The 15454-nt window shown below is 43.6% G+C and carries 14 protein-coding genes; 7 read left to right on the forward strand and 7 right to left on the reverse strand.

Annotated elements, in window-relative coordinates; all coding sequences use genetic code 11:
• Nucleotides 1-36: 36 nt before the first annotated feature.
• The 5 genes from ACXAER_RS09855 to radC all read right to left on the reverse strand — a co-directional run bounded on the left by ACXAER_RS09855 (nt 37) and on the right by radC (nt 4826).
• Nucleotides 37-2166, reverse strand: a complete 2130-nt coding sequence (locus ACXAER_RS09855) for a YjbH domain-containing protein (RefSeq protein ID WP_474828820.1) — start codon at nt 2164-2166, stop codon at nt 37-39.
• On the reverse strand, nt 2163-2912 hold the full coding sequence (locus tag ACXAER_RS09860; protein WP_474828822.1) for a capsule biosynthesis GfcC family protein: 750 nt from the start codon (nt 2910-2912) through the stop codon (nt 2163-2165). Before ACXAER_RS09860 ends, ACXAER_RS09855 begins: the two co-directional genes overlap by 4 nt.
• Nucleotides 2912-3601 carry a YjbF family lipoprotein gene (locus ACXAER_RS09865; RefSeq protein WP_474828824.1) on the reverse strand — a complete coding sequence of 230 codons (690 nt, stop codon included), beginning with the start codon at nt 3599-3601 and terminating at the stop codon, nt 2912-2914. The genes ACXAER_RS09860 and ACXAER_RS09865 overlap by 1 nt, the downstream gene beginning before the upstream one ends.
• Nucleotides 3602-3695: 94 nt before the next feature.
• Nucleotides 3696-4055 (reverse strand): hypothetical protein, encoded by a 360-nt coding sequence (locus ACXAER_RS09870; RefSeq protein WP_474828826.1) that lies wholly within the window; start codon nt 4053-4055, stop codon nt 3696-3698.
• Nucleotides 4056-4148: 93 nt separating this feature from the next.
• Complete coding sequence (gene radC / locus ACXAER_RS09875) at nt 4149-4826, reverse strand: RadC family protein (RefSeq protein ID WP_179981900.1); 678 nt, start codon at nt 4824-4826, stop codon at nt 4149-4151.
• A gap of 205 nt (nt 4827-5031) precedes the next feature.
• Between radC and coaBC the strand changes: the two genes are divergently transcribed.
• Together coaBC and slmA are read left to right on the forward strand one after the other, a co-directional pair.
• A complete protein-coding gene (gene coaBC / locus ACXAER_RS09880; RefSeq protein ID WP_474828829.1) occupies nt 5032-6261 on the forward strand; it encodes a bifunctional phosphopantothenoylcysteine decarboxylase/phosphopantothenate--cysteine ligase CoaBC in 1230 nt (409 codons plus the stop codon).
• Nucleotides 6262-6376: 115 nt separating this feature from the next.
• Nucleotides 6377-6964: a nucleoid occlusion factor SlmA gene (gene slmA / locus ACXAER_RS09885; RefSeq protein WP_118490945.1), complete on the forward strand. Its 588-nt coding sequence runs from the start codon at nt 6377-6379 to the stop codon at nt 6962-6964.
• A gap of 57 nt (nt 6965-7021) precedes the next feature.
• Here slmA and ACXAER_RS09890 read toward each other — a convergent pair whose 3' ends face one another.
• A complete protein-coding gene (locus ACXAER_RS09890; RefSeq protein WP_474828831.1) occupies nt 7022-7912 on the reverse strand; it encodes a capsular polysaccharide export protein, LipB/KpsS family in 891 nt (296 codons plus the stop codon).
• Nucleotides 7913-8491: 579 nt separating this feature from the next.
• Nucleotides 8492-10129 carry a M28 family metallopeptidase gene (locus tag ACXAER_RS09895; RefSeq protein ID WP_474828833.1) on the reverse strand — a complete coding sequence of 546 codons (1638 nt, stop codon included), beginning with the start codon at nt 10127-10129 and terminating at the stop codon, nt 8492-8494.
• 188 nt (nt 10130-10317) lie between these two features.
• Here ACXAER_RS09895 and ACXAER_RS09900 point away from each other — a divergent pair, with 188 nt between their 5' ends.
• The 5 genes from ACXAER_RS09900 to ACXAER_RS09920 all read left to right on the forward strand — a co-directional run bounded on the left by ACXAER_RS09900 (nt 10318) and on the right by ACXAER_RS09920 (nt 15431).
• Nucleotides 10318-10653 carry a DUF1820 family protein gene (locus ACXAER_RS09900; protein WP_136783251.1) on the forward strand — a complete coding sequence of 112 codons (336 nt, stop codon included), beginning with the start codon at nt 10318-10320 and terminating at the stop codon, nt 10651-10653.
• 39 nt (nt 10654-10692) lie between these two features.
• Entirely contained in the window at nt 10693-12444 is a 1752-nt protein-coding gene (locus ACXAER_RS09905) for a DUF885 domain-containing protein (RefSeq protein WP_474828835.1), read from the forward strand.
• A 2-nt stretch (nt 12445-12446) separates the two neighbouring features.
• Nucleotides 12447-12959, forward strand: coding sequence for a hypothetical protein (locus ACXAER_RS09910; protein ID WP_474828837.1), 513 nt, complete (start codon nt 12447-12449; stop codon nt 12957-12959).
• A gap of 247 nt (nt 12960-13206) precedes the next feature.
• On the forward strand, nt 13207-13932 hold the full coding sequence (locus ACXAER_RS09915; RefSeq protein ID WP_474828839.1) for a recombinase RecA: 726 nt from the start codon (nt 13207-13209) through the stop codon (nt 13930-13932).
• Between the two features lie 2 nt (nt 13933-13934).
• On the forward strand, nt 13935-15431 hold the full coding sequence (locus ACXAER_RS09920; protein ID WP_474828841.1) for a Y-family DNA polymerase: 1497 nt from the start codon (nt 13935-13937) through the stop codon (nt 15429-15431).
• Nucleotides 15432-15454 lie beyond the last annotated feature (23 nt).

Here is a 15454-nt window from a genome sequence, read left to right on the forward strand (position 1 = left end):
TTTTTAGTTTCTAACTTTTACGTAGCTAAACTATCGCTAGTCAAAAAAAGGCGACCTAACTTCAGTTAAATCTATCAACCTTGAAGGTCGACGTAACATTTGCCCACCATCACGAGAGATTGGTACCCAAGGGAACAATCCTCGCCCTTTCGACGGCTCTAGCAAGAACAGATCGGTAGGAATGGAAATATAGAAGCCTTTAGTAAAACTCCCCTCCCCATATTCTTCTGAAGAAACATCAGTGAAGGCAGCGTAAGCACCTACTATAATGCCGCTATCAAAGCGCTTGGCGTAATCAATATTCACGCCTTTATCTTTCGCCAAGAATTGACCCGCACTAACCGTAATTTGCGTATCATCTAGGAATTCAGGCTGCCAATAGACACTTGCATGGCCGGTTATCGTGTCGTAATCCTCTAAGCCTGTTTGGCTGTAAGGGTCGCGCTGTTTAACGTAGTTGATATCGATGCCGTAGGCGACATTACTATCGACAGGGCGATAAAGAATTTCACCACCTACACCAGCAAACATGGTTTCTAGATAACCTGCGTATGCTTGAGCATAAAGATCGTCAGCGATATCGTCTTTGTAATGTAAAAACGCAGTATCTAACCATACATCATTTTCAGACACATATTCACGTACCCGGGTACGCACGCGAGGTAAAGACACGTCTTCACCATCTACGAGGTAATTAAACTTATCGAAGTTATCAAGAAGCGTCACTCGTGCACTACTTACCACCGAGAAGTTTTCATTAAACGCATAGCCACCGTTGAGTAATAGCCCAGTTTGATAAAGGTAGAAGTCCTCTGGGTTACCAAACGATTGAGTGAAAAAGAAGTCGGTGCTATAGAAAAAGCCTGACGTATTTGCGGGGTCGTAAGCGTCCATCACTTCTTCAGAAGGTGACGTTCTTATGTAAGTCTCAGTTATTTCAGCATCCACTGACTCATAGCGGGCGGCAGAGATAAAGGCTTCAGCATCTATTTGTGTATCGACCATAGGAATGCCGCCACGATTATCTACCATATGATAAGTTTTAACACTATCAGGAAGCTCAGAAGCCACAACACGACCTACCCGCTCGATAGCTTCATCTTGATCGCGATACTTAACCTGCGTTCCATAGAAAGTTGCGCTGTCTTCTTTAATTTCAGCATCGGATAAAACAAAACCGCCTGAATTATAAAGGTCATTGTAAAGACGCGATTTATTCACATCCTTAACATCGGACGGTGCATTTCTTCCCAATAAGTTTCGCGGCGCATCGTCAAACTTGATCTGTGATGCTGTGTCCATGTTGAAGCGATATGTCACACCGAAACCAATGGTATTTCCACGTTGGTAATTTAACGAGAAATCAAAGTCTTTGTAGCGATATACCGCGCCCACATTCCAGCGAGAATCTTGCTCTAACTGACCGGCTCTGTCACGTGAGTAATCGTTTCCTTCAAACTCTAGCTTTAGCGTTAACGGTTCCCACGGTGTTTGATACTCTACGCCACCAAAGAAGGCTGTGGTGCCTTTGAAAAACTGGTCGTAATCTACCTTACCACCTCGGCCTGAGAACCCGCCAGGACGTTCACAAAAGCTGTCTCGAACCTCACAAAATGGGTTAGTGATATCGTCTGCTGTACCTAAATATCCCCAGCCTAAGCCTAAGTGGAAATCGAATGGACCAACAGATTTACTGGCGTTTACGTACTCGCTTTCAAAGAAACCAGTGCCACCGAAGTCTCTAAAACCAACGCTAATATCTGGTAGGTAGTAACTTTCTTTCCATAGCCTGAACTTAACGTCTAGGCCCTTATCTTTTAAGGTTTGGTCGCCACTGAATGATTCAACTTGGCTATATAAACGTGTACGTACGTCGGTATAGCGAGCGGTCGCTTCCATCCAATCATAAAGCTGGATATTAACTGACCAGAAGCGGTATTCACCGTTATCGGTATAGTTGATGGCCATTCCGCCTTCGTCGCGCATACGCGCGGTTGGCGTTTGAATTAGGCCATTACCGCCTTGCACCATCTGCGAGGGCGTAACGCGAAGTTGAGTATCAGCAAGCGTGGCAGAAGATAATGCGCTGCTAATTACCAGCGCGAGTGTTTTTTTCTTAGATATTTGTTTCTTAGATACTTTTTTCTTAAATATTGGCGCACTCATTGAGGTAAAACCCTATGTACAGCTAACGCGGCAACCCGCTCATTTAATTTCTTAAGTTTATTGCTGAAAAGCTCTGAAGAAATAGGCACGTAAATCTGGCTACCCGGCATAAGCTGAGCAAAATCTAAATTCCAGTAAGCAATACCCTTCTCTTCTATATTACCCATGGGGTCAATGACATAAACAACGCTTCTGTCGGCGTCTACCGCCTTTTTAACCGTATGAGCCGCCGTATAAATTGAGGTATCGCTTTGATGTTGATAAGCGCCTGGCTTTATTACTGCACCCGAGAAATGCACTACGTTAGGGCGCCCATTTAAACGGATCCAATATTTACCCGGCTGGAACATAGGGTTGTCTTCAAAGAACAACCTAGCTCGATTGTAAGAAATAGGCATATCGATACGTGTAGACACCGTCCATGAAGATACTTGTTCAAAGAGGTTTTGCAGTGCTTTGTGAGTGTCTGAGTCTTTATCAAAGCTAGCCAGTAGTTCTCTTATTTGCGACAGCGCAATCTCTTTTTCTCTTTCAGCTGTTGGGTTGGTTAAATCAAATGCAGAAGCTGTAGGCCAATACCAATCGCCATTATCAGCCACTATAGACAACACACTTGATAACCTGATTGGTCGGTCGAACTGGTAAGTTTGCTTGTTCACCATCACGCTTACAATGCCGTCATTGGCGCACAAACTAGTGGATGTAATAAGACCTAAGGCAATAAAAAGCGTAGAAATAAACTTCATTATTGCGTTACTCCTTGTTTGTTCATCTCGCGTACAACACGGCTTAGATAAACCATGTCGTATACGTCCCCTTCAGGGCTGAACTGTTGCTTCGTGGCCATTAGCTCTTTCGTGTGTTTATGTAGGAAATAGGTATTTTCCCACGACAATCCCACGTCTATAAAGGGGGTATATTCTGAAAAGTCTACGGTTTCTACGACTTTAATAAGAGGCACAGAAAAGCCCAGATATTCGTGAGTTTCCTCTCCCACAATTCGCCATGAAGAGTCCACCGGAACACCGTATCCAATTAAGTCTATATCTACTTTACGCTTCCAGCTAAAGGGCAAAACATCATTGGTGGCTAACGGATTATGCTGCAAATTTCCTGTATAAAAGAGGTCGTTATCTAAACCTTCAGTTTTCACGATAATACCGTGGTGCATAGTAAAAATGACTCTATCACCCGACACCCATTTATACTTGTCACCATCAATGTAGGCTAATGCAAGAGAGGCAGTGTCTCGTTTCCCCGCTTTAATTTGCATAATATCCGCCTTACTCGCTGCAATTTCTTCAACGGTGTAAGTTACCGTGCGGTCTTTAAAAGCAAGTTTAAGCGTATTGTAATAAGCGAGTGTTGTTGTTGAACAACCCGAAAGGGAAAGGCAAAGAAAGCCGATAAGGGCCGATAGAATATGTAGTTTCATTAAAGTACGCCGACAAACACTAAGAATGATGAAGTTTTGCTGTAAAAATAAAAAAAGCCGCTAAAAGAAGCGGCTTTTTCGAATACTCTTAAATTTACTGTACGGTCGGCGCGTAAGTAAATGTAACAGGCACAGTAATTGTCTTAGTTACAGTGCTTGTACCAGAAGTAGTAACAGTAACAGTGTTAGTTGTACCAACACATACGTCGTCTACGATTTGGTCGTCGCCTTCGCAAGTAGGTTCACCTGGAGTAACGCCACCATTTCCTGGCGCATCTGCAGAGTTGTTGTTTGCAACACCAGCGATAATACCAGCAGCAACAACACCAGTAGCGATTAGACCACCGCTTACTGCGCCCGCACCACCTGCACCAGCACCGCCTTCACCTTCTTGTGCGTTAACACCAGCTACCATAGTAGCAGCTGCAAACAATGCAATAATTGACTTCTTCATAACAGTCCTTTAAAAAAAATTACCCACTAGGTCCTATGCTAAATCATTTTCATCTATTTGACTAGATTATAATCGACAAATGACTTAGAAATCTTATGTTAGCAAGCCACGCTGCGCAAATGAAATGGTTTCTTTGTCCCCAACCACAAAATGATCAAGCACAGGTACATCGATCGATGCCATAGCATTTTTGATCTCGGCTGTTAACCGAATGTCTGCGTGACTAGGTTCTGCTACGCCTGAAGGGTGATTATGGACCAAAATGATCGCCGCCGCGTTGTCGATCATAACCTGCTTGATCAATTCTCTCGGATACACTGCAGCGCTGTTGATCGTTCCGTTAAACATGGTACGAAAAGCGATAAGTTGATGTTGGCTATCTAACATCAAAAGCGCAAATTTTTCTCTTTCGCAGTCTCTTAATTTGGCCTGTAAGTAACGCTTAGTGTCATCTACGTTGTTAAATACATCTTGGCGTTTAAGTTTTATTTCTAAATTGCGCTTAAAGATTTCAAACCCTGCTTGGAACTGGGCATACTTACACGGCCCAATACCTGACACTTTTGAATAGCTCTCTTTCGTTGCGGTTACCACTCCTCGCAAACATCCGAGTTCGTTTAACAATTCATGCGCTACAGATAAGGCGCTCTTTCCTTTCACCCCCTTGCCCAGCAACACAGCGAGCAACTCAGCATCACTTAAGCTTTCTGCACCGTGCTGTAGTAGCTTTTCTCTTGGCCTTTCACTTATCGGCCATACTTTTATCGACATGTACTTGGTCCGTTAACTCAATAAAACAGTGGTTATAGTTGAATTGAAAGAGATTAACGACTGTATAAAAGGCGGGTTTCTTCTTTTGAAGTTGAGCAGATATAAGACAAACAGTATCAAAACGCCAAGATCGACTTTTGTTCAGCTATCCGATTTTTTGTCACCATGGTAGGCTAATATTAATATTTAGATTTCGTGTTCTTTTATGTCTATTGCTAATAAAAACATTTTGTTGGGCGTAACGGGTGGTATTGCCGCATATAAAGCTCCAGATTTAGTGCGCAAGCTCACCGCATTAGGTGCAAACGTACGTGTTGTTGTCACCGACTCTGCCGCAGAGTTTGTGAGCACTTTATCGCTACAAGCTGTGTCAGGAAATCCGGTGCATCAGCACCTTCTAGACCCAGCTGCTGAAGCCGCGATGGGACACATCGAATTAGCAAAATGGGCCGACATACTACTTATCGCGCCAGCCACAGCAAACACTATCGCTAAACTTGCTCACGGCATGGCAGACGATTTACTAACCACGCTTTACTTGGCCACAACCGCTACGCTTTTTGTTGCCCCAGCAATGAACCAGCAGATGTGGAAGGCGTCGGCGACACAGCGCAATATTGCTACACTTCAAAAAGACGGTGTTACCTTTATTGGCCCAGCAAGTGGTGAGCAAGCTTGTGGTGATGTAGGCTCAGGCCGTATGGTTGAACCTGTAGATATCGCCGATTTATTAAACGAAAATGAAGATAAGACTTCAGAGTTGGCATTAGCATTAACAAATCTAGCGGGAAAACAAATCACGATTACCGCAGGGCCAACCAGAGAGCCGTTAGATCCGGTACGCTATATCTCTAATCACAGTTCTGGAAAGATGGGGTTTGCTATTGCGCAAGCCGCGGCTCAAGCGGGCGCGAACGTAACGCTAGTTGCAGGGCCAGTAACGCTTTCTACGCCTACCCTTTGTAACCGTATTGATGTTACCACCGCAGATGAAATGCTTGAGGCTTGTGAAAAACTTGTACCTTCTACAGATATTTTTATTAGTACCGCCGCGGTTGCCGACTATAAGGCATGCTCAGTGGCTGACAATAAAATTAAGAAAACAGGTGATAAGTTAACACTTACTTTTGTTAAAAACCCTGATATTCTAGCAACTGTGTCCAACAGACAAGACCGCCCATTTTGCGTAGGCTTCGCAGCTGAAAGCCAAAATGTGGAAGATTATGCTCGCGGCAAGCTTACTAAAAAGAAGCTAGATATGATTGCTGCAAATGATATAACGGCGGAAGGTCTAGGGTTCAATAGCGATAAAAACGCGCTGCATGTAATATGGCAAGACGGTGATAAGCGACTGCCTGCCACCAGCAAAAATGCGCTATCCAAGCAGCTGCTAGCGCTTATTGCGGAACGTTTCGCTTTCAACAATAAAAACTAACAGATACTTATTAAGTGTCGATAATAAAAACGATAAATATAAATGCTTTGGCGTAAGCCAACTTAACATGGAACCCGAGTTGCTATAACTCGGTAGCGGAGGAACCACTTTCGTCATGCCTGCTGTCAAAAAAACAAATCGCAGAGCCCAAATTCTGCAAGCACTTGCTGGAATGTTAGAAACCAGCCCAGGTCAACGTATCACTACTGCTAAGTTAGCGGAAAAAGTCGGCGTGTCTGAAGCGGCACTGTATCGTCATTTTCCCAGTAAAGCGCGTATGTTTGAAGGGCTTATTGAGTTTATTGAAGAAACGCTTTTTACACGTATCAACAAGATTGTTAATGAAGAAAAAGACTCGCTCACGCGCTGTCAGCTAATTCTCCACCTTATTTTAGGCTTTGCAGAGAAGAACCCAGGCATTACCCGTATTTTAAACGGCGATGCGTTAATGGGTGAGCAAGACCGACTACGTGCGCGTATCGCCAAGCTTTTTGAACGTTTAGAAACCCAGCTTAAACAAGTGCTAAGAGAGCGCAAACTGCGTGAAGGGAAAACCCTTTCCGCCGATGAAGCGACCATCGCCAATATGATGATTTGCTATACCGATGGACGTATCAACGGCTTTATTCGCAGCGGCTTTACCCGCAAGCCAACAGAACAGTTCAATGAGCAATGGGCTGCGTTTAAGCAGATGTTTGTTTAAGTCAAGCGATAACCAATAACAGTAAAGGCGCTTTTTAGCGCCTTTACTGTTATTGTATTAAGCAAGTTTGCATGTAGTCGTCATCACCTTTTCTGTCATCGTCTCACTATTCACAAAATTTGATATATAGTGTGCCAAAGCATCTTGCTTCAGTAATCTTTTAGTAAGTGCTTCAACATGCTGACTATCAATATTTTTCCACGTAGTTGGAATAACATAGTAATTGTACATGAAATTTAAGTAGCCGCATTTAGCTTCAGTATCTGCTGCAAGCAATTCAATATTTTTCATGACTTCTAGCATTTCAGCTTCACTTCGCACAAGTTTTGTTACGCCTTCAATGCCGTAGCATGCCTTACCTAACACCACCACCGGCTTGTCCAGTAATAGAGACTCGACTCCCACTGTAGAGTTCACTGTCATCACTACTAATGAACGTTCTATTAACTCTTGAGTCTCGCAGTGATTAGCGAACAAAATCCGTTCGTGTTTATTGTGTAGGTTGTCGTGCCTCACTGATTCTGATGGGTGCTCTTTGATTACAATATGAAGCGTAGGATCATCCACTTTGTCTATGACATTGAGTAAATGCTGGTAATACTGCGCCATACTTCGTATCCAAGGTGAATTTGAAATAATTTGGCTATCAGTCTCTACTTGAAATGGTACAAATATATAACGCTCGGGCAATGCATTTGCCTTTACTCCGCAGGCTTTTCCACACACTGGTTTACGCGGCACTAGTTTGCAAGGTAATGCTTTATTCTCATAAAACTGTTTGTAAAAGTCTTTGGTAGTCGGTAATGAGTTTTCGCAGTTAACGCCAGCCCAATCACATGTTGTAGAATTTGGGAATAGTCCGTTTTCAAAATATACGACTTCTTTTTTTAGTGCTTTCGCAGCAGCAATTGATGAACTAGGCTGTTTTTGTCCGTTCCAGACCCCCACTACGTCTGAATCTTCCCTTTCAATAAGCGCTGCACTTTTAGCAATATCTAATATCGTAAGCCATCGACTTATTTTTTCGTAAAGCAGTCACACAAAAGAATGATGAAGTTTTTTTGTGTTTTTGCGCTTTTTTCAATAAGTGGGGATTAACTAAAGCGTCAATATCGATATGTTTCATGAGGGCTCAGTGCCGGACGTTAATTGGCAGAAACCAAGTAGAGGCAATATTAGCAACAGATACATTTAGCGAGGTTTGCTCCGCAAATTGCTTAAAGTACCGTATGTGAGAACTACCTCTAGCAATTAGCGTATACTTTTTCTGTTGCTTTACCACTGTAAGTTTCTCCTGCGTTCTAACTTGATGAACTCTTCGGTTCTGCGCTTTTATCGGAACTCATGTTATTAGTAATAACATAGACTTCATAGCATATATTAAAAATTTTACCCTACCTCTATTATTGTAGACATAATTTCTTTCTTATTAGTTAAAGGTTGTGTAAAGACGAAACAAATTATCAATACACAGGTACAAAAAAAGCAGCATAGAAATGCTGCTTTTTAGCGTCGAACAAATATGGGTTATTTACTAAACGTATTACCAAAGAAGTCACCATCGTTCCACTTAGGCTTGTTCTTCTGATTTGCCAATGTCCAACCGATTTGCGCGTTGACCTTAGTGAACGTCTCTGCAGCATTCCAGTTGAAAGGCTGATTAATATCATCACTAGGCTTGTGATAGTGCGTAGATAAGAACTTACCAAATACCTTGCTGCCGTCTACGTTAGGATCTTTAGATTTAAGACCAGGCACCATAAATACTGAAGGTACACCTTGTTTTACAAACGCATAGTGGTCTGAGCGAGTGAAAAGTGCCTGCTCTGGCCATGGGTCTGGGCTTAGCTCGATATCGGCGTTAGCTGCAGCTTTTTCCACTGATTCTTGCAAATCACTGTGGTTCGCGCCAAACGCAATAACGTCTGCAAACTCGTAGGTCAAAATCGGCATATCTAGGTTTACGTTCGCCACCATTGAAGTAACAGGTACCGTTGGGTTACGAGCGAAATAATCTGCACCTAGCAGGCCTTTCTCTTCACCCGTTACCGACACGAACAGAATTGAGCGCTTTGGCTTTTCTTTCATTTCGCTAAACAGGCGTGCAGTTTCTAACATCACTGATGTGCCCGACGCATTGTCCATAGCACCATTGTTAATGTTGTCTTTCTTCACTGTTTTGGCAAAACCAATGTGATCAGAGTGAGCAGAGAAAACCACGTACTCGTTTTTAAGCTCTGGGTCTGAACCTTCAAGTACACCCACGACATTCGGGCTTGTAATGGTGTCGTGCACACTCTTCTTGCTGATATCTACCACACCGTTTAACGCAAAACCTCGCGGTACTTTGTCAGCTTCAAGAACTGCATAAACGTCATCAAGGCTCTTTTCAGCGCCTTCAAATAACTTACGCGCCGCACCTTCACTCATATAAGCGCCACCTTTCAGTTGAGTAAAGCTATTTGCAGGCTGACCTTTGTCGTCTAACCAAGCCATACGCGGTGTATGAATGTAGTTCAAACGGCTTTGATAAGGGCGTACCTTTTCATTTTTAGGCGTTGTGATGGTGATCATGCCAATAGCGCCATTGTCTACCGCATACTTTTGCTTTTGATAGCCAGACGCAAAGTGAGCGCCCTCTTCTGATGGGAAGTCACTTGGCTTACCTGCAAGGGCCACAACAATTTTACCTTTTACATCTAAGTCTTTGTAATCGTTGTGAGATAGCTCTTCAGCTACGATACCGTAGCCTACGAATACCATTTCACCTTTTACATTAGCCTCGGTGCTAAGCAAACTCGGGCTAGCTAGATACTCTTTCGGATAGTCAAACTCGATGATCTCGCCGTTTTGGGTGAAGGTAAACTTAGGAGACTCTTGAACCAGATTGGCTTTACGAAACGATACGTTTTGTACGTAACCATCTGTACCTGCCGGCTTCAAACCATATTTGGCAAATTCGGTAGCAATATAAAGCGCCGCAATTGCATGACCGCGAGAGCCAGTATCACGACCTTCAAGTAAATCGTCTGCTAAGAAAAACAGATGTGATTTAATTCGCTGTGTATCAGGGTTAAAAGCATTGTCTGTCGATGCGTGGTTATGTGCAGTAGCAGCAAAGCTCATTGCTGTCATTGCACTACCTATCAGGAGTTTTTTTATCATTCTAATTTCACCATATAACTAAGTGTGCATCATGGTAACGCAGTTAATAGGGGGAATACCATTAAACTACTTACGTTTACCATGTGTTTCCTACCGTTGCTCGCATTTTAGGAGCAAGGTAAAATTGTGGGCCAAACGCCGGAGCAATTTCCGGGAGTATCTATATTTTTTAGTGAAGAGCAGCACCCATGTCGAAAGACGATATTCTTTACCGCGTTCAGTTCATCAGCAATGGAGAACGTTACGAGCTTTACGTTAGAGCCCTTACTCAGGGCGCTTTGTTTGGCTTTATCGAGATAGGTGACTTTGTGTGGGACACCCACACAAGTGTTGTTGTAGACCCTAGCCATGAAAGGTTAAAAGCCGAATTTTCTGAAGTAACAAAAACGTATATTCCTATGCACAACGTTTTACGCATTGACGCCGTAAATAAAAAAGGAACAGCCAAAATTACTAAATTAGAAAATAAATCTGATAAAGTAACTGCTTTCCCTAGTCCAATATATACACCAACGAAAGAGTAGCCGCCGGAGTCTATCCGGTAAAGGTTACCGGAGACCCTTATGTATCGCTATCTGTTAGCTGCATTACTATTTATTTGCAGCGTTAGTTCATCTGCAAAGGACCTTGACGATGAAAGCTTGTACCAACTACTTGATGACATTTGGCAGTATGAGCTTTCGGTTTCCCCGCTTCTAGCTTCTCGCCAAGGCGATAGCTCCCTCGCTCATGTGCTACCCGATATTTCGCCCGAAGCACTAAAAGCACAAAATGAACAATGGCGTGCGTTTCAAAAAGCCTTAAATCAGTACAAAAAAGACAATATCTCTACTGACGCTTATATTGCTTTGCTAATGCAGCAATACCGTTTAGCTAACTATGTGGACGAATATACGTATCGCGCGCATTTAGTGCCTATCAATTCAGAATATGGCTTTCACGGTGCAATGGCCTCGCTTCCTAATTTATCCACCTTTAAGCGCGTAGAAGATTATCAGGCCTATATTAGCCGCCTAAATGCGCTGAAACCTTATTTTGACCAACAAATTGCGTACATGAAACAGGCGCTAAAAGAAGGCTACACACAGCCTAAAGTCGTGCTGAAAGGGTTTGAAAACTCAGTGGCGTCATACATTGTTGAAAACGCCGAGGACAGTGGCTTTTATTCTCCATTTACCCGTTTTCCAGAGTACTTTACTGCCGAGCAAAAATCAGCGCTAACGGAGCAAGGCAAAGCTGCCATAAACAGCAGTGTGTTGCCTGCGTATCAAATGTTCTACGACTTCATGGTAGAGGAATACATTCCTAATGCCCGTGAAGATATTGCCGCGAATAACTGGCCAGACGGCGTGGCGTATTACGCCAATAGAGCCAAGCATTACACCACCACGGATATGACGCCACAGGAAATCCATGATTTAGGTTTGTCTGAAGTAAAACGTATTCGCGCGCAAATGCAGCAAATTGTGGATGAACTTGGTTTTGATGGCGACATTAACGACTTCATTAGTTTTTTACGCGAAGACCCGCAGTTCTATGCCACCAGCGCTGAAGACTTGCTAAAAGAAGCGTCGTTTATCGCAAAGAAAATGGACGCGAAACTCCCTTCTCTTTTTGAGTATTTGCCAAGAACGCCTTACGGTGTAGCGCCTGTACCAGATGCTATTGCGCCTAAATATACAACGGGCCGTTACATCCACCCTAGCCGCGATGACCAGCCAGGATATTACTGGGTAAATACTTACGCCCTTGATAAGCGCCCTTTATATGCGCTGCCTGCTTTGACATTACACGAAGCGGTGCCTGGCCACCACCTTCAAATATCGTTGGCAGCAGAGCTTGAAGACTTACCTATGGTACGTCGTAACACCTATATTTCAGCGTTTGGTGAAGGCTGGGGTCTGTACTCTGAGTTTTTAGGTATTGAAGCAGGTATTTATGAAACGCCGTACGACAACTTCGGTCGCTTAAGCTACGAAATGTGGCGTGCGTGTCGTTTGGTTGTTGATACCGGTATGCACACCATGGGCTGGAGCCGTCAACAAGCGGTTGATTATATGATGGAAAACACCGCGCTTTCAGAACACAACGTAAATACTGAAATAGACCGCTATATTTCTTGGCCAGCGCAAGCTTTGTCTTACAAGATTGGTGAAATCAAAATTAAAGACCTTCGCAAGAAAGCAGAGAAAGCATTAGGCGAGCGTTTTGATGTGCGTAAATTCCACCGCGCCGTGTTAGAAAACGGCTCAGTTCCACTGTTTATCTTGGAGCAAAACATCAATACGTTTATAGAAGAACAAAAGGCAAAATAAACATGATCGTTGCATTTGGTGTTATTGGATTACTTATCCTGTTTTTAATTTACTTTGTGCTGCGAGCGCAGAATTTGCAAAAAGAGCTGGCGCTGTTGCGCCACTCGAATAAACAGACCAGTAACAAAGTTACGTATGCTTATCGCAATCTTGTTCTTGTTACAGATGCGTTGGAAAAAAACCTTACTGCGCGTATTGAAAGTGCCTATAAAAGCCGCCTTATCGACCAAACTCAATACAATGCGCTGCACCCGCTTATGCGCAACTTTTCAAGCATTATTATGGCTTGTTGTGAAAAAGGAATGTCTCTTGAAGAGTCTTTAAATAAAGCGTTGCAGAATGAAGAAGTAACGCTTGAGGAAATTCGTGAAGTGGTAAAGGCTCTACCTAGTAACGTTCGCATGGTGTGGGCAAAAAATACCGCAGATGGATTTATTGCTTTTTGCCAAGCCGTTACAGCAACCGTAAGCGGTACCGCAGCAAAATCACAAAAAGAACCATCATCACAAGAGTAACCTCTTGTTCTTATCCCCATGTTAGCGCCGATAAGGTGCTAACTGTATGACAGGGTCGTCTGCTTTACTATGTAGTAAGGCCAGCGACCCTAGCCATGTTCCTACTTTTTTAAAAGTTTAATCTTTTTACCTTTCCAAACTAATCAGTAAGTTAGCGCTTAAAACAACAAGTCAAAAACCTTTTGTCTTGAAAAGGGTTATTGCTGCACTATAATACTGTATAAAAATACAGTTTATTTTGAGTGCCATGAATAAATCGTTATCCGTGCTTAACAACCATCCGCATATTTGGCGGGCCAGAGATCAAAAGCAAAGTGAAGCTAAGTTTTCGCTGGGTTTTCCGCGTCTGGATAAAGCGCTTAACGGTGGCGTTGCCTCTACGGGGCTTGTACGTATTGCCTCACTAACCGGCGTGGGTGAGCTTTCACTATTTAAACGGGTTATTTGCCAGCACCGCATGCATAAACTGGTGGTGTTTATTAACCCTCCCGGGCTACTACAGTCGCCGTGGTTAGAAAATCTGGGACTTAAAGCGCAACAAGTGCTGGTAGTAAAAACAGGTGCAGAACAAGAATCATTATGGGCAGCAGAACAGTGCTTAAAAAGTACGGCTTGCCATTGCGTGGTGCTGTGGAGTAATGCTGTAAATCAAAAAGAAGCACGGCGCCTACAAGTTGCAGCAACGCATAATGATGCGCTGTGCTTGCTGTATACTCCACCGCAACAGCAGGCATTACAGACAAGCTTGCAGGCTGAAACGACAAGCCAAAACGACAGCTCATTGCCCATCACTTTAGATATTGCGCTACTTAGCAAACCCCACGCCTTGTCGGTGAATATACGCAAACAGCGTCATGGGTGGCCCAAAGATAACATTGTTATTTCTCATCAGTGGACCCCTGACAATCAGGCCATTAAATGGGCCATGGCACACAACACGCTTTCCGACAAGGCGCTACACTCTGTGAGCTAATAATGTTGTGGGCTTATATTTACTGCTATCAACTTACTTTAGACAGCCACATAAAAGCGGCTAAAACTAAACGTGCGCACAGGAAAGGGCCTGGAAACGAACCTAGAGACGAATCTAACGGAAGTTCTTCTTCATTACCGTCGAATACACCTATTGCTGTGTATTGCAGTAAAACAAACAAAATTACGCAGTGTAATGATATTGCGAAAAAAGAAGGCATTGAAATTGGCCATGGACTTGCCCAAGCCGCGGCGCTGTGCCCCTGCGGGCATATTCTGCCTTTCAGTGAAGAAGCCGAAAAGCATATGCTGACGCAGCTAGCCCATAGGCTGTACCCTCTTGCTTCTGACATCGTACTAGACAGCCACATTCATTCGAATGGCGTAAATGGCCTGGCAGTAAGGCTAGATAACCTAATTCATTATTATGGCGGGCATAAGCCGCTGTGGAAAACCCTAACTCAAGCACTCGCAGAGGCAGATATTCGCTATCATTTTGCTAGTGCATGGACGATTGAGGCTGCAAGGGTATTAGCCCTTCATCAACACAATACCTATATGCATGCGCCAGATGATATAAAAAAAGCGCTAAGTACATGCCCGCTTTCTATTACTGCTTTGTCATCTAAAGTCGTTGAGGCCTTAGCAAGGGTAGGTGTTACCCGTGTACAGCAACTCTTGGCCATGCCGGTACAAGAGCTGGGGCGGCGCTTCGACAATAACACCATTATGTACCTTACTGCGCTCAGAGGAGAAACTTTTCCCCGCGTTACGCTATTTAGGCCTTTAGAGCATTTTGATAACTTTACTTTATTGCCTTTTGCTATTGAAAACACGCAGCACCTAACACCTTTTGTCACACAGCAGTTTGAGCATTTGTCTCACTATTTACGGGCCAGGAACTTATATACATCAAGCATAAGCGTGCATATTCATTTCAGAGAAGCACCTGTATTGGATATTAATATTCACTCTGCAATGCCTCAGTCTTCGGTGCATAGTTGGCTACCACTGTTTAGCCTTAAAACCGAGAACTTGGAGTTACCTGAGCCTGCCACAGCGATTGCGCTTACCTGTCGGCAGTTTGAAGAAATAGATTCGCAGAATGGCGACTTTTTTAGCGATAGATTTAATGACGTTGCACAGAAACAATTGATTGGGCGCTTAAATGCAAAGCTAGGCGATAACAGTACGTTTCAACCTCGCGCTGCTGACAGTCATCAGTTTGAATACATGACGGTGACTGAATCGAGCGCCGGTAGCTGCACCGATAATTACGCTTATAGCAGTGACATTACGCCCACCTTTACCTTTGATACACCTAAGCCACTTACTCAGGCGACCCAAATTTGCTTTGGCCCCGTGCGGTTACACAGCGAGTGGTGGCATGACAACCCAACAAAGCGAGATTATTTCATCGCCCAGACTGAGCAATGTGTAAGGCTTTTAGTATTTAAAGATGAAGAGAGCCGCTGGTGGGTACAGGGCCTTTTTTGTTAGCCACATGCGGTTAAAGAAGAGGG

The sequence above is a fragment of the Alteromonas sp. AWJ4_199 genome, assembly GCF_056159165.1.